Source organism: Desulfatiglans parachlorophenolica (assembly GCF_055394735.1).
This window is the reverse complement of record NZ_AP042460.1, coordinates 1194378-1218570: the sequence shown is the minus strand read 5'-3', so window position 1 is coordinate 1218570 and position 24193 is coordinate 1194378. Positions and strand designations below refer to the sequence as shown.

At 56.9% G+C, this 24193-nt stretch carries 33 protein-coding genes; 16 read left to right on the top strand and 17 right to left on the bottom strand.

Features of this window, described 5'->3' with window-relative positions; all coding sequences use genetic code 11:
• Positions 1–88 precede the first annotated feature (88 nt).
• On the bottom strand, positions 89–775 hold the full coding sequence (locus ACZ500_RS05755) for a lytic transglycosylase domain-containing protein (protein ID WP_464231559.1): 687 nt from the start codon (positions 773–775) through the stop codon (positions 89–91).
• 621 nt (positions 776–1396) lie between these two features.
• Here ACZ500_RS05755 and ACZ500_RS05750 point away from each other — a divergent pair.
• The 4 genes from ACZ500_RS05750 (at position 1397) to ACZ500_RS05735 (ending at position 4692) form a co-directional block, all read left to right on the top strand.
• Positions 1397–2224, top strand: a complete 828-nt coding sequence (locus tag ACZ500_RS05750; protein ID WP_464231558.1) for a purine-nucleoside phosphorylase — start codon at positions 1397–1399, stop codon at positions 2222–2224.
• The gene (locus ACZ500_RS05745; protein WP_464231557.1) at positions 2224–3537 is read left to right on the top strand and encodes an amidohydrolase; all 1314 of its coding nucleotides are present in this window, start codon (positions 2224–2226) and stop codon (positions 3535–3537) included. Before ACZ500_RS05750 ends, ACZ500_RS05745 begins: the two co-directional genes overlap by 1 nt.
• 5 nt (positions 3538–3542) lie before the next feature.
• Positions 3543–4358, top strand: a complete 816-nt coding sequence (locus tag ACZ500_RS05740; RefSeq protein ID WP_464231556.1) for an ATP-grasp domain-containing protein — start codon at positions 3543–3545, stop codon at positions 4356–4358.
• A 115-nt stretch (positions 4359–4473) separates the two neighbouring features.
• Positions 4474–4692 (top strand): FmdB family zinc ribbon protein, encoded by a 219-nt coding sequence (locus ACZ500_RS05735; RefSeq protein ID WP_464231555.1) that lies wholly within the window; start codon positions 4474–4476, stop codon positions 4690–4692.
• Positions 4693–5171: 479 nt separating this feature from the next.
• Here the strand turns inward: ACZ500_RS05735 and ACZ500_RS05730 are convergent, their stop codons facing one another.
• Genes ACZ500_RS05730 through ACZ500_RS05700 form a run of 7 tightly spaced genes read right to left on the bottom strand, consistent with a single transcriptional unit; the run spans position 5172 to position 8820 of the window.
• On the bottom strand, positions 5172–5774 hold the full coding sequence (locus ACZ500_RS05730; protein WP_464231554.1) for a F0F1 ATP synthase subunit B family protein: 603 nt from the start codon (positions 5772–5774) through the stop codon (positions 5172–5174).
• Complete coding sequence (locus ACZ500_RS05725; RefSeq protein ID WP_464231553.1) at positions 5771–6202, bottom strand: F0F1 ATP synthase subunit B family protein; 432 nt, start codon at positions 6200–6202, stop codon at positions 5771–5773. The genes ACZ500_RS05730 and ACZ500_RS05725 overlap by 4 nt, the downstream gene beginning before the upstream one ends.
• A 24-nt stretch (positions 6203–6226) precedes the next feature.
• Positions 6227–6475, bottom strand: a complete 249-nt coding sequence (gene atpE, locus ACZ500_RS05720; protein WP_464231552.1) for an ATP synthase F0 subunit C — start codon at positions 6473–6475, stop codon at positions 6227–6229.
• A 45-nt stretch (positions 6476–6520) separates the two neighbouring features.
• Positions 6521–7495 (bottom strand): ATP synthase F0 subunit C, encoded by a 975-nt coding sequence (locus ACZ500_RS05715; protein ID WP_464231551.1) that lies wholly within the window; start codon positions 7493–7495, stop codon positions 6521–6523.
• Between the two features lie 8 nt (positions 7496–7503).
• The gene (atpB, locus tag ACZ500_RS05710; protein ID WP_464231550.1) at positions 7504–8178 is read right to left on the bottom strand and encodes a F0F1 ATP synthase subunit A; all 675 of its coding nucleotides are present in this window, start codon (positions 8176–8178) and stop codon (positions 7504–7506) included.
• 44 nt (positions 8179–8222) lie between these two features.
• Positions 8223–8561: an ATP synthase subunit I gene (locus ACZ500_RS05705; protein ID WP_464233004.1), complete on the bottom strand. Its 339-nt coding sequence runs from the start codon at positions 8559–8561 to the stop codon at positions 8223–8225.
• A gap of 52 nt (positions 8562–8613) precedes the next feature.
• Complete coding sequence (locus ACZ500_RS05700; RefSeq protein ID WP_464231549.1) at positions 8614–8820, bottom strand: AtpZ/AtpI family protein; 207 nt, start codon at positions 8818–8820, stop codon at positions 8614–8616.
• 290 nt (positions 8821–9110) lie between these two features.
• Between ACZ500_RS05700 and ACZ500_RS05695 the strand changes: the two genes are divergently transcribed.
• From ACZ500_RS05695 to ACZ500_RS05680, 4 genes are all read left to right on the top strand, one after another.
• Complete coding sequence (locus ACZ500_RS05695) at positions 9111–9656, top strand: PadR family transcriptional regulator (protein WP_464231548.1); 546 nt, start codon at positions 9111–9113, stop codon at positions 9654–9656.
• Positions 9649–10374 carry a Rossmann-like domain-containing protein gene (locus ACZ500_RS05690; RefSeq protein ID WP_464231547.1) on the top strand — a complete coding sequence of 242 codons (726 nt, stop codon included), beginning with the start codon at positions 9649–9651 and terminating at the stop codon, positions 10372–10374. The genes ACZ500_RS05695 and ACZ500_RS05690 overlap by 8 nt, the downstream gene beginning before the upstream one ends.
• A gap of 98 nt (positions 10375–10472) precedes the next feature.
• The gene (locus tag ACZ500_RS05685; protein ID WP_464231546.1) at positions 10473–11252 is read left to right on the top strand and encodes an ABC transporter ATP-binding protein; all 780 of its coding nucleotides are present in this window, start codon (positions 10473–10475) and stop codon (positions 11250–11252) included.
• The gene (locus tag ACZ500_RS05680; RefSeq protein ID WP_464231545.1) at positions 11228–12457 is read left to right on the top strand and encodes a SufB/SufD family protein; all 1230 of its coding nucleotides are present in this window, start codon (positions 11228–11230) and stop codon (positions 12455–12457) included. Before ACZ500_RS05685 ends, ACZ500_RS05680 begins: the two co-directional genes overlap by 25 nt.
• Positions 12458–12499: 42 nt before the next feature.
• Here ACZ500_RS05680 and ACZ500_RS05675 read toward each other — a convergent pair whose 3' ends face one another.
• Both ACZ500_RS05675 and ACZ500_RS05670 read right to left on the bottom strand, forming a co-directional pair.
• A complete protein-coding gene (locus tag ACZ500_RS05675) occupies positions 12500–12625 on the bottom strand; it encodes a hypothetical protein (protein WP_464231544.1) in 126 nt (41 codons plus the stop codon).
• A 27-nt stretch (positions 12626–12652) separates the two neighbouring features.
• Complete coding sequence (locus ACZ500_RS05670) at positions 12653–13294, bottom strand: site-2 protease family protein (RefSeq protein ID WP_464231543.1); 642 nt, start codon at positions 13292–13294, stop codon at positions 12653–12655.
• 207 nt (positions 13295–13501) lie between these two features.
• Here ACZ500_RS05670 and amrB point away from each other — a divergent pair, with 207 nt between their 5' ends.
• From amrB to ACZ500_RS05650, 4 genes are all read left to right on the top strand, one after another.
• Positions 13502–14362 (top strand): AmmeMemoRadiSam system protein B, encoded by an 861-nt coding sequence (gene amrB, locus ACZ500_RS05665; RefSeq protein ID WP_464231542.1) that lies wholly within the window; start codon positions 13502–13504, stop codon positions 14360–14362.
• 156 nt (positions 14363–14518) lie between these two features.
• The gene (locus ACZ500_RS05660; protein ID WP_464231541.1) at positions 14519–14800 is read left to right on the top strand and encodes a hypothetical protein; all 282 of its coding nucleotides are present in this window, start codon (positions 14519–14521) and stop codon (positions 14798–14800) included.
• Positions 14801–14804: 4 nt separating this feature from the next.
• Positions 14805–15032 (top strand): hypothetical protein, encoded by a 228-nt coding sequence (locus ACZ500_RS05655; RefSeq protein WP_464231540.1) that lies wholly within the window; start codon positions 14805–14807, stop codon positions 15030–15032.
• A gap of 199 nt (positions 15033–15231) precedes the next feature.
• Positions 15232–16164: a sensor histidine kinase gene (locus ACZ500_RS05650; RefSeq protein ID WP_464231539.1), complete on the top strand. Its 933-nt coding sequence runs from the start codon at positions 15232–15234 to the stop codon at positions 16162–16164.
• Here ACZ500_RS05650 and ACZ500_RS05645 read toward each other — a convergent pair.
• The 3 genes from ACZ500_RS05645 to ACZ500_RS05635 form a co-directional block, all read right to left on the bottom strand.
• Entirely contained in the window at positions 16157–16675 is a 519-nt protein-coding gene (locus ACZ500_RS05645) for a response regulator (RefSeq protein WP_464231538.1), read from the bottom strand. The genes ACZ500_RS05650 and ACZ500_RS05645 overlap by 8 nt on opposite strands.
• Positions 16676–16846: 171 nt before the next feature.
• Positions 16847–17011 carry a hypothetical protein gene (locus ACZ500_RS05640; RefSeq protein WP_464231537.1) on the bottom strand — a complete coding sequence of 55 codons (165 nt, stop codon included), beginning with the start codon at positions 17009–17011 and terminating at the stop codon, positions 16847–16849.
• Between the two features lie 37 nt (positions 17012–17048).
• Positions 17049–17219 carry a hypothetical protein gene (locus ACZ500_RS05635; RefSeq protein ID WP_464231536.1) on the bottom strand — a complete coding sequence of 57 codons (171 nt, stop codon included), beginning with the start codon at positions 17217–17219 and terminating at the stop codon, positions 17049–17051.
• Between the two features lie 183 nt (positions 17220–17402).
• Here ACZ500_RS05635 and ACZ500_RS05630 point away from each other — a divergent pair, with 183 nt between their 5' ends.
• From ACZ500_RS05630 to ACZ500_RS05615, 4 genes are all read left to right on the top strand, one after another.
• Positions 17403–17603, top strand: a complete 201-nt coding sequence (locus ACZ500_RS05630) for a DUF8180 domain-containing protein (protein ID WP_464231535.1) — start codon at positions 17403–17405, stop codon at positions 17601–17603.
• A 23-nt stretch (positions 17604–17626) separates the two neighbouring features.
• Positions 17627–17815 carry a CooT family nickel-binding protein gene (locus ACZ500_RS05625; protein ID WP_464231534.1) on the top strand — a complete coding sequence of 63 codons (189 nt, stop codon included), beginning with the start codon at positions 17627–17629 and terminating at the stop codon, positions 17813–17815.
• A 221-nt stretch (positions 17816–18036) separates the two neighbouring features.
• Positions 18037–18792, top strand: coding sequence for an SIR2 family NAD-dependent protein deacylase (locus ACZ500_RS05620; protein WP_464231533.1), 756 nt, complete (start codon positions 18037–18039; stop codon positions 18790–18792).
• A 255-nt stretch (positions 18793–19047) separates the two neighbouring features.
• Positions 19048–20388 carry a hypothetical protein gene (locus ACZ500_RS05615; protein WP_464231532.1) on the top strand — a complete coding sequence of 447 codons (1341 nt, stop codon included), beginning with the start codon at positions 19048–19050 and terminating at the stop codon, positions 20386–20388.
• Positions 20389–20637: 249 nt separating this feature from the next.
• On the opposite strand, the gene ACZ500_RS05610 is transcribed toward ACZ500_RS05615, so the two are convergent.
• From ACZ500_RS05610 to dut, 4 genes are all read right to left on the bottom strand, one after another.
• Positions 20638–21129 (bottom strand): tRNA (cytidine(34)-2'-O)-methyltransferase, encoded by a 492-nt coding sequence (locus ACZ500_RS05610; RefSeq protein WP_464231531.1) that lies wholly within the window; start codon positions 21127–21129, stop codon positions 20638–20640.
• A gap of 82 nt (positions 21130–21211) precedes the next feature.
• Positions 21212–21733, bottom strand: a complete 522-nt coding sequence (locus tag ACZ500_RS05605) for a GAF domain-containing protein (RefSeq protein ID WP_464231530.1) — start codon at positions 21731–21733, stop codon at positions 21212–21214.
• Between the two features lie 98 nt (positions 21734–21831).
• Positions 21832–23331 carry a bifunctional metallophosphatase/5'-nucleotidase gene (locus tag ACZ500_RS05600; protein ID WP_464231529.1) on the bottom strand — a complete coding sequence of 500 codons (1500 nt, stop codon included), beginning with the start codon at positions 23329–23331 and terminating at the stop codon, positions 21832–21834.
• A 272-nt stretch (positions 23332–23603) separates the two neighbouring features.
• A complete protein-coding gene (gene dut / locus ACZ500_RS05595; RefSeq protein WP_464231528.1) occupies positions 23604–24056 on the bottom strand; it encodes a dUTP diphosphatase in 453 nt (150 codons plus the stop codon).
• Positions 24057–24193 lie beyond the last annotated feature (137 nt).

Below are 24193 nucleotides of genomic sequence, written 5' to 3'. Positions count from 1 at the left end.
ATTGACAGACCGGGGGGACCTGCTGAAACCTTGCTTGCCTGGCCTGGCAGAAGCGTCAATGACCCTGGGCGGCGAAGGCCTGTCCCGCTCAGGCGTTTTCGGAATCCCGGGCGGCTTCCATCTGTTCGAGATGGCGCTCTTGGTAATACTGGTAATATCCCAAAACCTTCTTCACATAGGCCTGCGTGGCTTTGAACGGTGGGATCCCTCGGTGCTCCAGCACCGCGCCCAATCCGGCGTTATAAGCAGCAAGCGCAAGCTCTACATTGCCTTTGAACCGGTCCAGCAGTCTCTTGAGATATCGGACGCCGCCATTGATGTTGTGGGCCGGGTTGTAGATATCCCTGACACCCAACGATTCAGCGGTCTCGGGCATCAACTGCATCAGACCTGCCGCCCCTCTTGGGGAAACAGCCCTCGAGTTGTAGCCCGATTCGGCCATGATGACGGCTTTGATAAGCAGCGGGTCGACCTCATAACGCTCTGCAGCCGAGTTTATGAGCGGCTTGAGATGCGGAACGACCGGTTTGCCTTTCGCATAGGGAATTTGTTCCGGCTTCTCCGCCGGGGCTTCCTCTTGGATCAGTGCCTCTTCTCTGAAAAACGCATCGGGCGAAAAGGTTAGAAGGCAAAGGTCAGGTTGGCTGCCAGAATGGGTTGGAGCTTGAGGAACCGTTTGAAAGAAAACCGGAACAAGAGCCGCCAGGAGAATGCAGATCCCGATCCCTCGACCAAAATCGTGCAGCCGGAAAGGCCTCAGGATTTCCGTCGTCATATAAATCACCTCCAAATTGGGGATAACCCGAGATTCTATTTGCCGATATCAGGGATGTCAACCCGTTTCGAGCATCCTGGGCCTGGGCGGCGCCCTTCCCGGGCCATTCGGAAAGGCCTTATCCAGCACGAACCAGGTTCCAACCCTGAAATGGAGGTGCTTGGCGACTGTTCATGAAATCAATCGCTTACCGCAGAGGCGAGCCGTAGATTGCCGCAGAAGCAAACCTGCAGATCGACACCGAGATGGGCCAAAAAGACCGTTTCCGGGTGGACACTTCTTGAGGGAGCGGCATTCGAGGTATTCTCTATGGCGGAGGGTTATGCTGGAGTGCCGACCCTGAAAGTGGTATACTTTTAATTTTGGTTTGTCACGTGTCCCTATCGAGATGATCGTCCAGCACAACCCCGTTTCCAACATGGAAAAGATGATCCAGCACGATCCAGTCCCCCATCCGGAAATGAGGATTTTTGGTCAATGTTTAGGAAATCAAGCGTTTGCGCGGAGGCGACCTGGTGGTCGCCGCACAAGCAAACGTGCAGATTGACGCCGGGATGGGCTAAAAAGAGCGTTTCCGGATGGAAGCTGCCGAGGCATAACGCTCAAGAAAGGAATCTTTGCATGCTGATGAAATTGGAATCGGCGCGGCGTTTTTTGGCGGAGAGAGTCGGGGAGAGGCCTCGCTTTGCGATGGTTACAGGCACGGGGCTCGATGCGGTGACAGAAACCCTGGAGGTGGATACCCGCATCCCCTATGCGGAGATCCCGAATTTTCCGGTCTCAACGACCGAAGGACACCGCGGGACGCTCGCTGTTGGGAACTTCGGGGGGATTCGGCTGATCGCCCTCGAGGGCCGTTTTCATCTCTATGAAGGCTATGCAGCCGAAGAAATTGCGCTGCCGATCCGCGTCATGCGGCTGCTAGGCGTCACCCACCTTTTCATATCGAGCGCCGCCGGCGGCCTCAATCCCCGGTTTTGCCCCGGTGACCTTATGCTGATCACGGACCATATCAATCTAACGGGCAAGTCTCCTTTGACCGGCCCCAACCTCGATGCGCTGGGGCCGAGATTCCCTGATTTAACAAGAGCCTACGCGCCGCAGCTCCAACGGCTCGCTTCAGCGGCGGCCCTGCAGGAAGGCCTCGAACTTCAAAAAGGCGTCTATGTGGCCGTTCACGGCCCGCATCTCGAGACACCGGCCGAGACCCGTTTTCTGAGGCTCATCGGTGGAGATGCCGTAGGGATGTCGACCGTGACGGAAACTATCGCGGCGGTTCATGGTGGCATGAAAGTCCTGGCGGTCGCCGTCCTCGCCAATATCAACAGGCCTGACCTCATGGAGGAAATCAGCCTTGACGAAGTGATCGCCCAGGCGAGAGAGGCCAGTCCCCGACTGGCCCGTCTCTGGAAGCGGATCATGCAATTGATCGAGGAGGATCCCTTCTGATGCCTTATGATATCCTGATCGAAAACGCGACGATCATCACCTGCAACGCCCACGCCCAACTGATTCAGGGTGGATGGCTCGGGATCGAAGGGGGCAGGATCGTCTACCTGGACGGGTGCGCACCCCAAGATTCAGACGCCGCTAAGATCATCGACGGCAAAGGTTTCCTGGTTCTTCCGGGCCTCGTCAACGGGCATACGCACGCGGCCATGACGCTCTTCAGGGGGTTGGCCGACGATCTGCCTTTGATGGAATGGCTCGAAAATTACATCTTCCCGGTCGAGCGCCGGATGGATGCCGAGTTCGTTCACGCGGGCGCGCTCCTCGCCTGCGCGGAGATGATCATGTCCGGAACAACCACTTTTTCAGACATGTACCTTTTCGAGGATGCCGTGGCGCAGGCAGCCAGAGCAGCGGGGATGAGGTGCCTTGTGGGAGAAGTGCTCTACGATTTCGATTCTCCGAGCTACGGTTCGGTGCAAAACGCGCTCGATTACACCGAGCGCTTCATCGAGCGCTGGCAGGGGGATCCGCTGATCCATGTGGCGGTCGAGCCGCACTCGTTGTACACCTGCAGTCCCGATCTGCTGAGAAAGGCGAATGAACTGGCCCTTCGCCATGGAGTTCCGTTGATCACGCACATCGCGGAAACGCTGAGCGAGTGCGCGGAGATTCAGCGCCGGTTCGGTTCGACCCCCATTGCCTACCTCGAATCCCTCGGCTTGCTGGGAGAGCATCTGATTGCCGCTCACGCGGTTCACCTCGAAGACGCCGATTTGACGGCGATGGCGCGGGCCGGCATAAAGGTCGTTCACAATCCCGAAAGCAACATGAAACTCGCTTCGGGCATCGCACCGGTGCCGCGCATGTTGGCGATGGGCATAACGGTCGCCCTCGGCACCGACGGGTGCGCCTCGAACAACAACCTCGATATGATCGAGGAGATGGACACGGCCGCCAAACTCCACAAGGTCAGCCAACAGGATCCGACGGTCATGGATGCCGAGACCGTTCTGCGGATGGGCACGATCCAGGGCGCCGCCGCACTGGGCCTGGAGCGGGAGACCGGCTCGCTCGAACCGGGGAAAAAGGCGGATATCATCATGATCGATACCCGTCAACCTCATCTGACCCCCATGTACAACCCCTGTTCACATGTCGTCTATGCAGCGCGGGGGCAGGATGTCCGCCATGTCATCATCGACGGACGAATGGTCATGGAAGACCGCCGTTTGTTGACGATGGATCTGGCCGGGGTATTGGCGCGTGCGGATAAAATGGCCGAACGCGTCGCCCTGTGGTTGAGAGGCTGATCCCTATGAGGACGGAATACCGGCGGTACATCGCGATCGGAAGCCGCCTCAAGGGAATTGACGGTGTCAGCACGATAGGCCTCAAACCCAATTTTCAGGATTACAGCACTGAAGAGAGACGGCTGATCCGGGAAGCGTCCATCATCCTTTACCCGACGCAGAACTACGCGGAATTCTTCACGACTATGGGTAAACGCATCTTTCCGAGCCTCGAAACACACCTTTACGCGGATGAAAAGATCAAACAGAGCACCCTGTTCACCCTTTTGGATCTCCCGCATCCGAGGACACGCTTTTATTATCACCGGCACCATGGCGCAATCACGAAGGATTTCGAGTATCCCTTCATTGCCAAGATTCCCCGCCGTTCGGCGCGAGGCAGAGGGGTCTTCCTGATCACCGACCCTGCCGCCCTGGAGACATATCTCGCGCGCACGTCGGTCGCCTACATCCAGGAGTACCTCCCGCACGCGCGGGACCTTCGCGTTGTGCTGATCAACTATGAACCGCTTCTCGCCTATTGGCGCGTCAAGGCGTCCGAAAATTTCCGGGCGAATCTGGCGCAGGGCGGCAGGATCGTTTTTGGCGGGGTGCCGGAGGAGGCCGTCCAAATCGCACGCGATGCGGCCCTCAAGTGCCGGTTCGACGATGTTGGGCTCGACCTGATTCACGCTGGAGGAAAATGGCACGTCATCGAAGCCAACATGAAGTACGGCCGAAAAGCGCTTGAACTCAAAGGAATCGATCCCCGTGAGACCATTCTGCGAAAACTGCATCGGGACGAACTCGGGAGGAGGGCCGGTTTCCCTTGCATGCCTTGAAATCAGACTTACGTTTTTAGAAGTGAAAGCCGACAGGAAAAACTGGACAAGTCTGTAACCTTTTGCCAAGATCCGGTTCTATAATTCTATTAGACGTATTCAGGAGGATTTAGAAATGCCTATCTATGAATTCAAGTGTAAAGCCTGCAACACTGTTTTTGAGCGGCTCTGCCTGAAGGGTGACGATACTCGGAAGGCGACCTGTCCGAAATGCGGCCACCCGGAGGCCGAGCGCATGATGTCAGCCTTTTCCAGTTTTTCCACCGGAAACGGCTTCGCGACAGGCGGCACCGGCTCCATCCAGGGCGGGTGCAGCTCGCGTGGTTTTTCTTGAGCTTCTTGATCTTCGATCGCCGTGAGCGATTATCGACCCGGTCTCCGAGGCGTGTTCGCGCTGCCTCTTGAAACGGATGCCCATCCGGATCCACGTCAAACAGGGTGCGGCTTCAGCGTTATTGAGGGGATTTTCTGAAGGAAGACGCTGTTGACTGAAAAGATCCAAAAAGAGGAAAAAACGATGAGTCTTTGGATATTGCTGGCAATCGTCGCCGGTTGGGTCTTGCTTCAGGCCGTCATTCTGCCGAGGTTCGGCATTTCCACCTGAATGCGGAACGCCTGTCAGTTGGACAGGTCGCAGACCAAGACATCTCAAATTGCGGAGCTTCCATCCACCAAAGCCAGCCGGCCTGAAAAAAACCCGAGGCAGTAAAATACAGAAAAAGCTTCTCGTGCATTAAAAAAAGCGCTCTCATGAAGGCGCTTTTTTTAATGCATCAAAAGACGAAAACCAGGCCAACCCGGCGCCTGCCGGGATCAGATGAGGGAACGAACGTGTCTTCTCTGCCCTTTGAGCCCTGTCATGAAATCCTCGATCAGACGGTCCTGATCTTCGCTCGAGAACCCCTTCCGGATGCGCTCGTGAACCAGTTCGATGGCGATCTCGGCCAGTTCGGCATTCAACTGCTTTTTGGCAGATGCGACCATTGATTTGGATTCCAACTCCGCCTTCTCGAGCATCCTCTGCGCCTGTTCCTTGGCCTGCTGGATCAATCTCTCCTTCTCGCGCTGCCCGATGTCCATCAGCCTCTGGCGTATCTCCGCGATCCGGGCATCGATGTTGGCGAGCTTTGCAACCTCTGCCTCCATGGCCGTGCGCTTCTCGCGAAGCTGGCCCTCCAAATCCTGCAGGTTCAGCTCAATCTTGTCCTTCTGACCACGCAGAAAATCCATCAGGGGCTTTTTGGCGAATTTCATGAACAGGAAGACCAGGATGCCAAAATTGACCCACAGCATGATGTTGTCCCAGAGCTTCCGGCCGCTGCCTGCGCCCTCGGCGGCCTCCGCCAGGGAGAAGGTCAAGAGGACACCTGCGCCGAGGCAGATGAAAAGGATCAATCTCCTGTTGAACGCGTTCAAGCTTCTATCCTCCTGCCGATCACCTTCGGGATGATCTCATCGACGAGCGCGACGGCGTGGTCCCTGAGCGAGGGTCTGGCCTGAGCCAACTGCTGCTCGACTTCCTGGGAGACCCTGGCGCGGATCGACGCGACGGTCGCCTGCGCCTGGTCATACTCGGCCATCGCCAGGCTTATGGCCTCTTCCTTCAGGAGGTTCCGCTCTTTGCTGGCGGCGCGGACCGCTTTTTCTTCTTCCTTCATAAAACGCTCCGCCAGTTCGATCGCCTTCCGCTCAGATTCCAATATATCGTTTTGGGCCTTTTCGATATGATCCCGCCTTTCCTGCAGCAACTTCCAGATCGGCAGGATCATCAGGTGCTTCAAGATATACATCAGCACCAGGAAATGGATCACCTGGATAAATAGGGTTGCATTGATACTAATCATCGCATATCTGCTCCGTAGGGATCCCTAAACCACAAAGAGGAGTAGCAACGCCACGACCAGGGAGTAAATACCGGTCGATTCGGAGACCGCTTGACCGACCAGCATGGTTCTGGTCAACAAACCAGCCTCCTCAGGCTTTCGCCCGATCGCTTCACACGCCTTCCCGGCGGCGAAACCTTCACCGACACCTGGGCCGATCGCGCCCAGTCCCATAGCTATACCGGCACCCAAGAACGCTGCTGCCTTAACGATATCCACACCTTCAATAGCCATTTTGTACATCCTCCAAAAATATTAAGTGAGTGTATCGAAAACCCTTTAGACGACGAAGATCAAAACCAGACTGACAACCATGGCGTATATGGCGGTGGACTGCGCGACCGCCTGCCCGACGAGCATCGTGCGGGTGAGATCCCCAGCCGATTCGATGTTGCGTGCGACCCATGCTACCGCCCCTTCGGCCGTCATGCCATTGCCGATACCGGGACCGATCCCCCCAAACCCCATAGAGATGCCGGCGCCTAGCAAGGCCATAGCCGGCGCCAGGGCAGTCGTTTCGGGCAAGACCCGGAACATGAGCACAAAGCTGATGAGGAGTCCGAAGATGGCCGGGGTTTGGGAAACGGCCTGCCCGACCAGCATGGTCGTTGTCACCTGCCCCAACGTATCGGGGTTGCGGGCGATCCCCTGGCAGCTGGCACCTGCCGCCATGCCGCCGCCGATCCCGGAGCCGATGGCCGCGAGGCCCGTGCTGAGACCCGCACCGATGTAGGCAGCCCACATCGGCATAACCGGAATGGTCCCCGGGTTCATGAACATCAGCATGAGCGAGACGACCATCGCGAAAATCGCCGGGGTCTGGGAGACCGCGGAGCCGATCAGCATGTTGGTCGTCAGACGGCCAGTAAAGGCGGGCTGCCGCGCAATGCCCTTGCAGGCCTCTCCGGCAGGGAACCCCGCGCCGATGCCCGATCCGATGGCTCCGAACCCCATGCAAATGCCGGCGCCGAGCAGCGCTGCCGCTCGCAGGAGATTATCCCCCGCCGCGGTCGTGAAGAGCAGCAAGATCGCGATGACCAGGGCAAAGATGGCCGCCGATTCGGCGATGGCCTGCCCCACGAGCATGTTTTTGAGAATATCCCCGGATTTGTTGGGCCGGTAGGAAAGACCCTCGTTTGCGAGGCCCGCTGTAAAGCCTTCCCCCAGCGCGGCGCCGATGGCCCCGAGCCCGATGCATGAGCCCGCGCCGACATAGGATGCCAGTCTGATGATAGTGGCGGTGTCCATGTCCATAAACATAGCTACTTTACCTGTACCGAGATGTAAACAAGGGTTAACATGGTAAAAACGAACGCCTGAATCGTGCCGACGAAAAGACCGAAGAAGCAGTTGAGGAGAGGCGGCAACAGCACACTGTAGACGAGGTGGGAAACAACCAGGATGATGATGGCGCCACCGAGGATGTTACCATACAGACGGAAAGAGATGGAAACGACCTTGGCGATCTCCCCGATAATATTGAGCGGAGCCATGAAGAACATGGGCTCGCAATACTCCTTTGCATACTTTTTGAAGCCTTTCGCCTTGATGCCCGAGTAATGGGCGATGACAAAACCGAGAAGTCCAAGGCTCAATGGGGTATTGAGGTCTTTTGTAGGCTCGGAGAGCTTCGGAAAGATGCCGAGCCAGTTGGAGAGAACCAGGAACATGAAAAGGGTGCAAATCAGCGGAAAATACTTTCTGGCCATTGCCTCGTCGAGTGCATCGCGGGTCAGGTCGTGAAAACCACCGACGAAGAGTTCCGCAACGACCTGAAAGGGGTTGGGCAACAGGCTTTTCTTGCGTGTCGCCAGAAACCCGAAAACAATCAGAATACCCATCACGATCCATGTCATGATGATCGTGTTTCGGTTGAGCACGAGGTTCAGACCGAAAAGTTGCAGGGTCCACTGTGGGATGATGGTCATGTCTTCCATAAGCTTTTAATTCCTCAGCAGTGTTCAGTATGAAGTAAGGAACCTCACTCCGATCCCCCCTTGCCCATCCATGGGCCGGGGAGCAGGTGGTCGGCAATGATGACGATCTGAACCGCAAAAAGCCCGACCGCCACCGCGGGAAAGCTGAAGGATGAGGATTTTACCGCTACCACCAGGGGCACCGCCAGAACGATGTAACGGCTGATGATCGAAGCAAAACCGGTCATCCTGGCGCGGGCCTGGCTCGTGCCGAGAAGGGAGGGACCCCAGATGCCCATCAACAGAAAGTTGAGCACGCTGAAGACGGTGCCGAGAATCAACCCCTTAGCCAGTGCACGCTCGCCGGCAAAAAGGAGAATCACCGCGATGACGATAAAGGCCAACAACGCCTTCCCGATGATCCGCTTCTGGAATCGGCTGACCTCAGCAAACGCCTCACTCACCGTCTGGATTTCCTCTCGCTGTGCCTTTACCTTTTCCCTCTTCGCGGGTCACGTCCATGATCTGCCGATAGGCGGTGTAGCCCCCACCCGCAATACCCAGAAGGATAAAAATGGTGATGAACAGACCCTTGGTGTGCAGCCATTTGTCGAGGTAGTACCCGATAGCGAAACAGAACAGGATAGAACCAGCGATGGTCAATCCGACCTGGCTGACAAGAGCGACATCATCAACCCATTTGCCGTGCTTCTTTATGTTGAAGATAGGCCTCTCTCCGAGCTTCGGCGCGGCACCGTCCCATGATGTTCCGATGCTCGCGCGGATTGGGGCACATCTATAGAATGAAAGACACGGTCTGTCAAGGGCAAAAATGAGAAGAAACGCTCTGCTCCGGATGGCCGGGACCCCGTGGAGGGCCGATGCTTTTTTGCTTGACCGCCTATTTCATTCCGTAATATTACGAAAAGGAAAAAGTGGGGTTTCAATCGGGAATGAAGGCACGAGAATCTGTGGATTATCTGCTCCTTGGCGCTCTGGCGGATGGACCGAAACACGGCTATGAAATTCTGCAGTTTCTCGAGCGGCATTTCGGCCCAGCCTGGTATGTCGGCAACAGTCAACTGTATACCGTCTTGAAGAGGCTCGAACGGAAAGGGCTCGTTTGCTCGGAGGTGAGATCTCAGGAAAACCGCCCGGCCAAACGCGTTTTTTCGCTGACGGCCGGAGGCCGATCCGCCTTCCAGGGGTGGCTCGGCAAGCCTGTGCAGCACATAAGGGATATGCGCATCGAGTTCATCGCCAAACTTTTTTTTGCCAGGCACATGGAAACCCTACGGCTGCACCGGCTGATCGATGCCCAGCAGGCGATCCTGCACAAGGCTTCAGAGCGGATCGCCTCCCGCCTGGAAAAGGAGCAGGACGCCTTCGCGCGGATTGTCCTTTCGTCCAAGCTGCATATGGCAAAGGGATGGACTACATGGCTCCAGGACAGTGCGGGGCCTTATACCGAAACATTTGGAGGATCGAACCATGGTTGATATTTTTGAAGAGTTGAAACAACGCCTGCTTCAGAGCGAAGCGGTCCACGGGCTTCTGTCCGAATCGTTGAAGGTGACGGCCAGGCCTTTGTCCGTAGAGGAGGCGGTAGGCCATCCGGAGGAGAAGGATTTTCCACTGCAAAAAGGCAAAGAATCGCTGATGCAGGCCGAATTCAGAGGCGCACTCGGGCAGGCTTTCACCGATCAGTACGGCGATTTTCAGGCAACGCTCGAAGAGATCCTCGATATGCCGCTCGACAACAATTTCAGGCGCGCTGTTTTCACCGCTTCGCTGAATGCTCTGATGCGTCATCTTTCCGCCGCAGACAAAACGATCCATTGCCGGGACCAGGAGCCAAGGCGCTGCGCGGCCGAACTCCTGCGCTTCTTCGAGGCGACTTACCCCGATGCAAGGGTTCTGCAGATCGGTTTTCAGCCGAGGATGATCGAGGCCCTCGGCAAACGATTCCCCATGCGGGTCCTGGACCTCGACCCCGACAACATCGGCACCATCCGTTTCGGTGTACCGATCGAAGGCCCGGACACCCAGGTGCAGGCCCTGCAGTGGGCTGAAGTCCTGCTCGTGACCGGAACCACCCTGGTCAACCATACCATCGACGGATTTTTGACAGGGAAACCGGTCGTTTTTTACGGCACGACGATCGCCGGGGCGGCAGCGCTCATGGGATGGCCGCGCTTCTGCGCCGAAGGCCACTAGACTCTTGTCAAAAAGACTTTTCCCCTGTAGAATTTACAATCTCTTCTCCATTTCATTCTCCCGAACAGCCCCTCGGAAAAACCAAGGAGGTTCGATCCATGCTGCACATCGAGGACCTGCAGGTTGAGCTTGCGGGCAAGATGATTCTCAAGCACATCGACCTGGATATCCATCCGGGGGAAACCCACATCCTTTTCGGCCCCAACGGTTCCGGCAAGACGTCTCTGCTCATGACGATCATGGGCTATCCTCAGTACCGGGTGGTGCACGGGAAGATATTCTTCAAGGGCGAGGACATCACCCACTTGCCGATCGACGAACGAGCTCGGCTCGGCATCGGGATGTCCTACCAGCGCCCGCCCACCATCAACGGCCTCAAGACGCGTCAGATGGTCGCGCTCTGCGCCCGAAGCCGGGCGGGACTGAATGTGGAGACGCTTGCATCCCGTTTGGCCTTCATGGACTTTCTCGACCGCGATGTCAACGCCGGTTTTTCGGGCGGCGAGATCAAACGCTCCGAACTTCTCCAACTCCTGGCGCAGGATCCGGATCTGATGCTTTTCGATGAGCCTGAATCAGGGGTCGATCTCGAGAATATCGCGCTGGTTGGAAAAACCATTGCATCGCTCCTCCAAAAGGACGAAGAGTCCCTCGGCAACACGCTCAAATCCAAGATGCAGCGCAAGATGGAGCGGACGAAGATGGGGCTGATCATCACGCATACCGGCTATATCCTTGATTATGTAAGCGCTGACCAGGGCCAGGTCCTGTTCGACGGAATGCTCAGTTGCGTCAGCAACCCCCGTGAGATTCTCACCTGCGTCGGCAAAACCGGTTACGAGGAGTGTGTCAGATGCATCATGCAGCAGAACAGCTGAAAGAGAAGGCCTCCAAGGCCAAGGAAAAACGCGCCCTCCTGGGCCCCGACGTCGATCTCACCCAATTTGTGACGGCGGCGGAACCGGCGGGGGCGCTCGGAGTGGACGGGCTCTTGTCGCTTCCCGGTGACGAAAGGCGTACGCTCGTCATGGCCGGTCTCGACCCGGCGGAAGGCAGCCGAGGAGGAACTTTTTTTCAGAAGGATACATCTGTCCTGCACTGCCGAAGCAAACAGCCCGGGATCGAAGTCATGCCGATCACGGAGGCCCTCGAAAAACACCCCTGGATCGAAGAGTATTACTGGAAACTCGTCTCCGTCGATACCGACAAGTACACCGCCGCAGCCGAGATCGGCCTACACAACGGCTACGTCATCCGCGCTCTGCCCGGCGTCAAATCCGTCTATCCCATCCAGGCTTGCCTGTACATCGGCAAGGAAGGCCTGCAGCAGAACGTCCACAATATCATCATCGCCGAAGAGGATTCCGAACTGCACATCATCACGGGGTGTGCAACCTCGCCCCACCTCAAGCGCGGCGCCCACATCGGGATATCCGAATTTTTCATCAAGAAGAACGCGAAGCTCAGCTTCACCATGATCCACAACTGGGCCGAGGATATGGTGGTGCGCCCCCGATCGGCGGCGCGCGTCGAGGCAGGCGGCCTTTTTCTGAACAACTACATCTGCATGAAGCCCGTCAAATCCCTGCAGATGTATCCGGTCACCTATTTGGAGGGGGAGAAAGCGGTTGCACGCTTTTACAGCATCATCGTAGGGAGCCCCGGTTCAGAGTACGACCTCGGCGGCCGTGTGTTCCTCAGGAAGCCCGGCAATCGCGCCGAGATCATCGCGCGCACGATCAGCAACGGAGGAAAGATCATCGCGCGCGGCCATCTGATCGGGGAGGTCTCGGACATCAAGGCCCATCTCGAATGCCGCGGGCTTATTCTGAAGGGCGGCCTCATCCACGCGGTTCCGGAACTGGAAGGCCATGCGGACGGGGTCGAGATGTCCCACGAGGCGGCAGTCGGCAAGATCGCCCAGGAGGAGATCGCCTATCTCATGTCGCGCGGCCTCAGTGAGGACGAAGCGACATCGACGATCGTGAGAGGATTTTTGAGTGTGGACATCCCCGGACTGCCGGCGGAACTCAAGGCGGAGATCGATCGTGCCATCGAGGAAAGCGACAAGGATGTGATGTAGTGTCCATCCGGAAATGATTTCCCGGTACAACCCAGCTTTCAATCAGGAAATGAGGATTTTTTGCCAATACCAAGGAAATCGAGCGTTTGCGCGGAGGCGACCTGGTGGTCGCCTCACGAGCAAACGTGCAGATTGATGCCGAATGCCGAGATTGGCAAAAAAGACCATTTCCGGATGGAAACGATGTAGGCCGGGTTACAGCACGCCGATCAGGCGGAAGAAGCCCTCGCCTGCGAAAAGATGTGCGAGATGGAACATCGGCTTCAACAGGATGAAGCCGATGATCCCTGTGTGAGCGAAATTGTCGAGCAGGATGATCCCGATCAGCACCAGAGGGCCGTACCGCCTCAGGCGCTGATAGCCGACGGCCGCCCGGCGGGGAAGCAGATTCTCGAGGACGTGCGATCCGTCGAGCGGTGGTATGGGGATCAGGTTGAAAAGACCGAGCCCGATATTCATCAGGAGCAGGTATAGCAGCACCTGCCGGTAGACCTCCCAGGGCATGAGTGCGTAGCGGACCAGCAGGCCCGTGCCGAGCGCCGCGCACAGATTGGCCAATGGGCCCGCAAGGGAGACGTACACAGTCGCACGCCGGTAGTCTGTGAAATTTCGTGGATCGATAGGCACGGGCCGCGCCCACCCGAAATTGAAGAGAAAGAGGCAGATCGCCCCCAAAGGATCGATGTGACGGATGGGGTTCATCGTGAGGCGCCCCGCACGGAGGGCTGTCGGATCCCCCATGGCGAGCGCCACTCGTCCATGGGCATACTCGTGGATGGTGAGCGCGAAAAGCAGAACGGGAATCTTGATGATCAGGCTTGCGATATCAAAAGACATGAAGGCCTCGAACGAAAACATGGAAGACAGGCCCTCTGCCGCCGCCGGGCCCTTTGACGGGTTTTCACCGGGCCCGTCGGAGACCCCGCGGCCATACGGAGATCTTCAAGGAGCCCGCACCAAACCACGAAATTTAGCACCTTTGTCTTCGTCATGCAACCTGCAAGCCCCAGAACCTCACCGGAAGGGTCGAAAGGAGGGGAGCTTATGCTTACACGTCCAGCCGATTTCGCAGGCACATGGTACCCGGGAACGGAACGGGAGTGCCTTGCCGCCATCAGGAGTTTTTCCGACCCGGCCCTTTCCTGCCCCGCCGATGCACAGGCGATTCTCGGGGGGATTGTCCCCCACGCGGGATGGGCGTTTTCGGGGAAGATCGCCTGCAATGTCATCCGGTGCCTTTCAGAGCGGGGCGAAAAGGCCGATACCGTCCTGATCTTCGGACACCACATGCGCCCTCGAAGCACAAACCTCCTGATGAAGGAAGGTTTGTGGGAAACCCCTTTCGGTGCGCTGGAAATCGATTCGGAGATCACGGCCCTGCTGATCGAAGAGTTCGATTTCGAGGTTGAAACGGCGACGCGCTACGTGCAGGACAACACCATTGAACTCCAGTTACCCTTCGTCCGGCACTTCTTCCCCGGGGTGCGCATCGTCCCGATCGGTCCGGCACCCCGGGAAGAGGCGCTTGCCATTGCCCGCCGCGCGGCCGAGTATTGTCTTCGACTCGGCAGGAAGGCCAGGGTGCTGGGCTCAACCGATCTGACCCACTACGGGCCGAGCTACGGCTTCATGCCGAAAGGCGATGGAACCCAGGCTCTTGAATGGGTAAAAACCGTTCAGGACCGCGCGGTCATCCAACACATGCTCCGGATGGACGCCCGAGGCGTCATACGCGAGGCCCTGCAAAGTCAGAACGCCTGCTGCTCCGGGGCCGCGGCAGCCGCGATCGCCGCCGCCCAGGCGCTCGGCGCCTCCCATGCAGAGGAGATCGCTTACACGACCAGCTACGACGTGCGTCCCGACAGCAACTTCGTCGGCTATGTCGGCGTTCTTTATTACAGCTAGTTTCCATCCGGAAATGGTCTTTTTTGCCAATCTCGGCGTCAATCTGCACGTTTGCTTGTGCGGCGACCACCAGGTCGCCTCCGCGCAAACGCTCGATTTCCTTGATATTGGCAAAAAATCCTCATTTCCGGATTGGAAACTGGGTTCTATAAGGAAATGGTCTTTTTTGCCAATCTCGGCGTCAATCTGCACGTTTGCTTGTGCGGCGACCACCAGGTCGCCTCCGCGCAAACGCTCGATTTCCTTGATATTGGCAAAAAATCCTCATTTCCGGATTGGAAACTGGGTTCTATAAGGAAATGGTCTTTTTTGCCAATCTCGGCGTCAATCTGCACGTTTGCTTGTGCGGCGACCACCAGGTCGCCTCCGCGCAAACGCTCGATTTCCTTGATATTGGCAAAAAATCCTCATTTCCGGATTGGAAACTGGGTTCTATAGGGAAATGGTCTTTTTTGCCAATCTCGGCGTCAATCTGCACGTTTGCTTGTGCGGCGACCACCAGGTCGCCTCCGCGCAAACGCTCGATTTCCTTGATATTGGCAAAAAATCCTCATTTCCGGATTGGAAACTGGGTTCTATAGGGAAATCATTTCCGGATGGAGACCAGCTAGTTTCCAATCTTCATCTCGGATTGGAAACTGGGTTGTGCCGGGAAATCATTTCTGGATGAATATCAGCTGGTTTTCATCCGCTGAGGGCCTTTTTCTTCACAGGTTTCGCCGCGCAGTCCCGCCGTCCAGCCGCGGATTCTTCACAGGTCCGGTCTGGAAGGACCGTTCACGGACTGGCCGGCCTGCCGAGGTGGAAAACAATCACCCATCCGGACCCCAGCCCTTTGGAAAATCTTATGACAGGAGGGTTCTCGAGATTTGATTTTTTCTAAGGGACTTGATATGATTCGGGCGACATTGGGTCGACGGGACGGCAAGGCGCAGCTACCGATCGAGACCGAAAGGCAATCGTCTACGGGGAACGATGCAATGAAGAACGAGATCGAGCAGAGAACGTCGGATAACCGACAACGCATCAAAATCGATCTGCTGGTGCATGATTTGAAAGTACCGTTGGCCGTTATCGAGGCAGGTATAAGCTCTCTCCTGACCCGGCCTGAAAAATACGGTCCAGTGACGGAGAAGCAGCAGAAGGTGCTCGCTCGAGTCCTCAGAAACACCAAAGTTACGCAGGCCCTGGTCAATGACACGCTGGAACTGGGTCGGTCGAGGGAGGGGTTGATGAACTACATCTCCCTCCCCCTCTCGGAGCTGCTGGAACAGGCGATCGGCCAAATCTTCGACCTGGTCGATTCCGATATGGCGGACTCCATCAAAACCTGCGCGTCGCTGGATGTGTTGAGGCGTGCCCTGCAGGAAAAAGGGCTTTATCTGCAGCTCGATGAGGCGCTTTGGTGTCGTGAGGTCTGTATCGACGGAAGCAAGGCCACCCAGATCCTGCGGAACCTCCTGACCAACGCCCTGAAATACCGGAAAACCCGGGTGGAGTTATCGGTGGATCTCGAAAAGGACGGAGAGGCCATCCTGTTCGCGGTCAAAGACGACGGGGAAGGCATCCCCGCCGTCTTCCACAAAAAGATTTTTGACTGCTACTTCCAGATGGATGCGACGGATGTGTGCAGTGTGCGCGGCCACGGTCTCGGGTTGGCGGGAGTCATGGTGCTGATCGAAGATATGGGTGGGAGCCTGTGGCTCGAAAGCGACGAGGGGAAAGGCGCTACGTTCCGCGTGAGGCTCCCTTTGAAAGTCGATCAGAAAGGGGCTTCGGCACCTACGCCACCCGCTACATGATATCTTCCAATTCCTTTTTCGAGACCCGATAGGTCTCGTCGAATTCGTCCCAGAACTCTCTGTGCTTATCCCGCCAGTTCGGCCCGAATTTCTTGTCGAAAAAGGGTTTGAGCCTAGTGAACCAGGTCCCTTCGCGGATCTCTCCGCTTTCCGCCGCCTTCAGCATTTCTGCCAGGTAATGAGGAACATCGGACAGTTTATCTTTGGGGATGTAGGACCGTGCCCCCTTCTTGATCGACTTGACGAGATTATCCGGATTCAGGGCATGGGCGGTCAGCATGAGCGTCGGGATACCTTTTTTTCTGGTCAGATCGAGTAGATCGTAACCCCTGACTCCCATGATATCCAGGATGGCTGCATCATAATTCTCTTTGACAATGAACTTCTCGGCAGTCTCGTAGTTGGGCGCCGTGTCGATGAGACAAACATCCAGAATTTCCTCCAAAGTTTCAAGGATATCTGGCTCATCGTCAACGATCAGGATCCTCTTCCCTTTCAAGGTCTCGTTCATGTGTCCCGCCTCCGTGCTGGCCTCCATGTTGGCATTTATACGTTTTCGGAATCTTAACCTGTTAAGCCTCGGTCGTCAATATTTTTTAAAATTAGCCTAGACTTAATTCGTGTTCATCCAGAAATGATGGTCGAGCACTTGCAGTTTTCCAACCCGAAGTGAAGATTCTTCTCACCGGTCCTGCCCGCCCGTTTGCACCTTTTCAGGCCGACTCCAGGAGGTTTCTTCGCGGGGTTCGCCACTCAGTTCCACCCTTTCGGACCAGCAGACCCCCGTACCGATTGCCGAAATCAAGCAAACGTGCACGTTGACGCCGAGGTTGACAAAAGAGACCATTTCAGGATGGACACAGGTTGTCAGTCCGGATATAATTTTATAGATAGTGTCTATCCGGAAATGATTTCCCGGTACAACCCAGTTTCCAATCCGGAAATGAGGATTTTTGGCCAATATCAAGGAAATCAAGCGTTTGCGCGGAGGCGACCTGTGGGTCGCCGCACAAGCAAACGTGCAGATTGACGCCGAGATTGGCCAAAAAGACCATTTCCGGATGGAAACTAGATAATGTTGTTCCCCGATCGGGCTGCTTCCCTTCGCCGTTGGCTGCGGAATCATCCCGTGAAAGTGTGCGTTTTTTTGAGCGGGCGCGGATACCCTTTTTCCGCAGCCGAACCCTGCGCTTTTTTGAAGTTTGTTTCAGTAGCAAAACTATTCAAGGAGAACCGTAATGGACAACCTCGACAAGGCCCGGATCAGAATAGAGCACTGGATCCATCATAATGAACATCACCAGGAAGAATATGAACTATTCGCGGATCAACTCGAAGAAACCGGCAGAAAAGAGACTGCCCGATATATCCGCGAGATGATCGAGTATACGGCAAAAACGAATGAAGCGCTTCGTAAGGCGCTCACCTCTCTCGCTTGAAGCGGTGTAAAAGGAGACAGCCGATGTGTGAAGCTCATGCTTTTGTCTTGAGGGGCGGCCAGGAAGAGAAACTGCTCGAGAATGTCGATTTGCTCGAGGTCGAAGGAGAAAGCATCCGTCTGGTCAATATCTTCGGCGAACAGAAAAAGCTTCGGGGGATCTTTCGCTCTTACGACAACACGCAGCGGAAGATCCTGATCGAACCCTCATAGCCGCTCTCCAATCGTGGAATAACGAGTTTCACCGATATCCATTGGATCGTGCAACCAGCTGGGCGGGGGCATTCATTGCAAATCCGCTCAGCGATGGGCGGGGCGATCCATGCCCAATCAGTGCAAACAGAGAGCCGCCCAAAATGGGTGTAGCTCAAAATTCGAGGTGTTTGGAGAAGCAAGACCCTTCTCCGGATGCAAGCGGGGGGAATCGCCTTTTTATGCTTGATGAACGTCTGATAAAACACGCAGCGAAGGAGATCGCGCACTCCAAGCTGACCTTGGCGCTCACAGGCGCAGGCATCTCGGTTCCCTCCGGCATCCCCGACTTCAGAAGCGCGGACGGACTCTGGGCGCGCTACGACCCTGCCGAGTATGCGACGATCTCCGCTTTCCGCTCCAATCCCCTGAAGGTATGGGAGATGCTGAGGGAGATGGAGGATTTACTGCGGCGCGCTCAGCCTAACCTTGCGCATCTCGGCATGGGGGAGATGGAGAGGATCGGCTGTCTGCAGTCCATCATCACCCAGAATATCGACAATCTTCACCAGGCCGGCGGTTCGCGGGATGTCATCGAATATCATGGCAATGCCGCTTCGCTCACCTGCCTGGCATGCGGCCGCAGGTTCAGCCGAAAAGAGAAGGAAGGCGAATACACCCCGACGTGCCTCTGTGGGAACATCCTCAAACCGGACGTTATTTTTTTCGGAGAGGCCATCCCGGAAGATGCTCTGAACCGCTCCTTTCATCTGGCTTCATCCGCACAGGCCTTGTTGGTGGTCGGTACTTCGGCCGTCGTTTCCCCGGCCAATACGATCCCCTCCATTGCCAAAAGAAGCGGAGCCTGCGTTATCGAGATCAATCAGGAACGGACCCATCTGAGCGAAAGCATTACGGATATCTTCCTCGAGGGCGATGTGGTCGCCGTAGTCCCCCTGCTGGTTGATGCCCTCAAAAAGGAAAGGGCCCCTCGTTGAATCGTCTTCATTCCATACGATCAGAGCGTTGAATCTGCCTGCCCATGCCGAGAACTTCTCAAACGGGGATTCCGCTCCTGAGAAGCTCTTCAAGGCTCCCCGGATGCCTGGCTTTTCCCCTGCCCGGAAGATCGCTGACTTTCTTATTGACAAATGGCTCCTTATGGATAGATTAACTCTGCATCCGCTCCGGACCACCGCTCTTCTGAAGCGATGGATACCGGAGGATTTCAGCAGCCTCGAAGGACGACAGTTTTGACCATACGGATTGACCAGCCTACACTTGAGCAGGCCTGCAAGAGCATCATCGAGACGATCCTTTTTTGCCTCCCGAATGCTTACAAGGGGACTGTTTATCTCATCGGCGGCCCACCCAGACTGACCGCTACCAGGATCACTTCGGGTGTGATCGATTCGGATCGTCAGAGCATCTCATGGGGTCTTCCACAAGCCTCGGATTACAACTACCCCGGCAAAACCTGGATGGAATACCGCGATGAGCCCAACCGCCCGCAGGAGGCGATGGCCTGGTGCGTTGAAAAGCAGAAAAGCTGGACAGCCGAGGACCCGCGCGCGGACTCCCGGAGCGTGCGGCTCCAGGTTGAAGGCGTATGGGAAGATTTCCATCACATGGAGCCGGTCCTGGTCCGGAAAAAGGATCTTTTCATCAACAGCCGAGGGGTTTATCCGGAATTCCCTGAGAGCGCTTACGGGGAGACCCTCTGGCAGTTCAGCGACCATGTCGTGGTCGCCGTCATCAAGATCCATTTCCGGCCTTATACCATTCGAATCGGGAGTCCGGAGACGCGGCTGATCAAGAAACTCTCTCGTACCCTTGGCACCGAACTCCTCTCCTATCAGTTGCGGGAGCAGTCCCTCGAGAGTATGCGGCACCTCGCCGAGGACAAGATCAAGGCATGTAACATCCTTGCCCATTCGATCCGGAATGCGATTACAAAATCAGGTCTGATCTTATCCCTCATCAAACTGGAGTTGAATTTTCTGCGCGAACAGTGGGAAAAGATCATCTTACAGCTCTGCGATCCGGTGCTTACCAAGAAGGGGATCATCGAGGAGCTGAACAAGGCTGCCATGGATTTTAAAAGCGAGGAGAACCAGCCCGCGATTCTAGACCTCGTTGAAATCCAGACCCGTTTTCTCGAGCTTTTCCTCTCCCCTGAGACCGGTGAGAACTGGGTGCATCTGCAGATCGAAGAGCGCTGGAACGATCTGCTGCGGGCGGCGCATGCCTCCGATGACCAACGTCAGCCCGTCGAGGAAAAGATCTCGCGGCTCCGCCAATCGCTCCGCTTGGGCAAGACCGCTGACCTGCTCACCAACTACGTGGACCTTCCGACCGAGGCCAAACAGGAATGGGTCGACCTGCTCTATCAGAACACCGACCAGATCGATCTCCCTTATCTCGAGCGGCTGATCCGCATCCTCGATTTACATAACCTGAAGCTGCCCTACCAGGACAAGTCCCGCAAGACCATCCTCAGATTGAAGGTGCTGATGGAGATCATGGGCGAACTCGAATCCGATACGAATATCGCCCTGAGGGAAGTCCTCAACGGCAAGTCGAACGGAATCTGAGCGCTGCCCAAACTCTCCGACGTCTGCTGTTTCTGCCCGCAGCCCGGTTTGCCTCCCCATTTCGATCCATGCTTGAAAATTGTTCGATACGGAGGACGAATCGCTTGGGTTCTAGAGCGCAAAACGCCTGAGTCCAACCAGGCCTGCTTTACAGGGCATTGCGGTGGTTCGATGCACCGCTTTCCGGTGCAGGATCTTGAAGGGCCAACCAGCAAGACCGATCGGTTCAAGGGCCCGTTCAGGCAAAGGTCAACCAAAGTCCTGGAATCGGCCGAGCCCGTGCAGATAATGATAGGCGACGATTCCTACAGAGGTCGAAAGATTCAGGCTGCGGACCTTCCCCCAGATCGGGATCGTATAGAACGGGAATAGCGATCGGAAATCCTCGGGGAGTCCTCTCGTCTCGGGCCCGAAAAGCAGGTGATCCCCGGCCTTGACAAAGGCCTCGGTATAGAGCGGTTCGGCATGGCGGCTGAAGGCGAGAACGCAGTCCGGCGCCGCCGGCGAAGCATCCAGATAGGCCTCGAAAGAACGGTGGTGTACGACATCCACCTCGGGCCAATAATCGAGTCCGGCCCGTTTCAAGTGGCGGTCGTCGACCTTGAAGCCCAGCGGGTGGATCAGATGCAGCCGGAGTTGCGCCGCAGCGCAAAGGCGGGCGATGTTCCCGGTATTGGCCGGGATCTCGGGCTGATAGAGGACGATATGCAGGGCGGGTTCAGGCAGCGGGAGGTCAACCATCTAAAGGGAATTCCGTGATGCTCCAGGTCGGGCTATGCCTGTCCGGCGCATTGCCCACGCCCGGTCAGGGGTTCATGGGCGGTCAAAAGACATCCTTTTCCATTTCGGAAAGGGCCGTTCGCTCAATGGCGAGGCAGCTCAATTTACCGAGGGTGTTCAGCAGTTCCATTTCCTCGTGGGTGGGTGTCTTCTTCATGGGGTAGTAAACCCGCAGGATGCTGTAGGTCGTTTCGTTGACGGTAAAAGGGATCCCGATGACCCCGGCGATTCCTTCCCGGCGCGCGACATCCCGGTTGCGGATGCGGGGATCCGTTTCGAAATCGTTGATGATGATAATGTCCCCTTCCGTGATCTCGGTGATGCTCTTCCCGCAGTCGATGGCCCCTGTCTGAAGATACTCCTGGCTGAGGCCGTAGCTCGACACAACCTTCAGATTGAAGGTGCCCTGCTCCAGCACACGCAGCGTGCTGCCCTTGCCCCCGGTCAGTTCAGTCGCCAGGGAGAGAATGAAATAAAGGCAGTCGCTGAGATCCTCGTCCTGGTATACGGTATCGACTACGCGCACCAGGGCGTAAAAAAAGGTATCCATCGGGTTGGTCTGCATCGTCGACTCCTTCCCGGTTCAGAAAGGCACCGGATCTCCGGATGGTACGTTCAGTGCACCGAGCCCGCGCAACGCTGATGTCGCGCTCAGGCCGTCCATCAGAACCTCTGCTCGATCCGCCCCATTGCTTCGGTGGGGTAATCGATGGTTCTCAGATGTCGGGCGTAGCCGATCAGGGCTTCGAAATCCTTCCAACGGGTCATTTTCCAAGTGATGCCCCCGGGGGGAATGTGCAAATATCTTTGCATATTCCGCGGGTCGGCGCAATAGGCGTTGTGCGTGAGGGTGTACCACCGCCCGGGGACGAGTGGCTTGCCGTTGACCGCGACCTCCTCGACCCTCTTTCCTGGAGGGTTTTTCATGTTCACGGTATACCGGATGCCCGAGACCTGATTCTGAAAGTCTTCGGCCTCGCCTTCCAGTATCTGAAGCACCTGGGCACCGCTCACCTTGGTGGTCACGAGTGCGTTGCGAAAGGGGCTGATGTCCTTCATATCTCCTTCCCGCAGTTCGAGCGGCTGATCGTAAGCGATGGGAAAGTCCATCCTCAGCGATGACCCGTTGGTCATCGCGATATCCGTCCCGGTCGCCCAACGGAAGGCGTCGGTTACAAAGTCCCCGAGGCTGCTCTCCCGCTCCCGCAGATAGCTCCCTGCGAGCGATCGCTCGAGAATGGCCACCACCTCGCCGCGGCCCGCATCGAAGGACTCCTTGACACGCATCGTCGCGTGGGTCAGACGGTCCGGACCCCACAAAACGATCTGGCTCTCCAACCGTGTTGCCTCGCCCTCCGATACAAGGAGGTCGACCCGCCCGTAGAAACGGTTCATCGCCCCGGCCTCGCAGATCGGGATCCCTCCGGAATAAATCGGTTTTTCGAGCACCAGGTGGTCATGCCCCGCCAGAATGAGATCTACGCCCCATTCAGGCGGCAGATCGCGGGCCAGTTCCTGGATGACGTCGATATGGTCGTGGATCAGCAGCACCGTCAAGTCCAGGCGGCCCATCTCCTGGAGGGCCTTCCCCACCGCCTCCCGCATCGGGAGGAAGGCAAGCCCCGCCTTTTCGACCTCCTGCAGCACCCGCGGATTTTTCTCCAGCAGCAGCCCGACCCATCCGACCCTCAGGCCCTCGTCCGTCACAACGACCTGATATGGCTTGTAAAGCGGCCCCTGACGCGGGTGAACGAGATTGGCGCAAAGCGGCGGGGAGGCAAATGAGGCCGGATCGGGAAGCCCATAATCGAATTCGTGGTTTCCAAGCGACCAAATCACTCGATCGCCGAAACCCTTCTCCGACAGGTGCCGATGGAAGGCATTCCAGAGTTCCGTCTCCATTCTCCCCTTTCGGGCCGCCGGCAGATCCGGTCCGGTGAAGAGATCCCCGGCCATTGCATAAAAGCTGTTGGGCTCCTCCCGAAAGATGTCCTCGAGGAGCCTCGCCGCCTCGGAGAGGCCGTTGCGGTTCCCCGCAGGAAAAAGCCAGCCGTGCAGGTCGTTCTGATGAAGGATGACGACGCTTTGCTCGGCGCCGTTAGAGGCGGACGGGGACAGGAAGAGCAGGACAGGCAGGAAAAGGGCCAACAGAAGCTGAAGCAATCCAAACCTCCAAGTGGAAACGGCCTCTTTACAGACGTAAAGCGGCTAAAACGGTCGCAGCCGGCCGCAATCGGGGCACTGCCACTGAACGCCGCTGCAGGTCAGTCCCCAGAGGTTTTCGTCCATACAAGTGTTGCAGATCTGAAAACCGCACGGGCATGTCCAGCAGAAGGGCTGCTCCTTGCCGCAGACGCTGCAGATATAGGGGCGGCGCCTTCGTTTTGGGCGGTTATCGGAACAGGCTTTGTCGAGGGAAGACATGGGTGCTCAGGTCATTCGATTCCGGTGTGGCCGAACCCACCGGAACCCCTCTGGGTTTCTTCGAGAGCGGCGCTTTCGACCCACATCGCGCGGTAGACGCGCGCGAGGACCATCTGCGCTATCCGGTCACCGGGTTCGATCCGAAAGGGCCGCTCCCCCCAGTTGATCAGGACGACGCCGATCTCCCCCCGGTAATCCGAGTCGATCGTTCCGGGGGCGTTGACCATCCCGATGCCGTGCTGAAGAGCCAAACCGCTCCTGGCCCTGATTTGAACCTCGAAACCTGGCGGGATGGCGATGCTGAGGCCTGTCGGGATCCGTCTGAACTCCCCCGGGGCCAGTGTAATGGGCTCATGGATCGCCGCACGGATATCCATCCCTGATGCGCCTTCGGACGCGTAGGCAGGCAGAGGCATCCATTGCGTTGCATCCAGGCGCTTCACCCGGAGGACTACGGGTTTCATATCGTATCTCCATCCCCTGCCGGGGTTGCGGCTCCGGTGATCTTTACAAGGGTCCACCCGCCCGAACCCGCGGCCTCTTGCCGAAGGCCGCAACGTCCTTCTTTTCGGGCATGTTCACTCTTGTGCGTGCGGGCCGC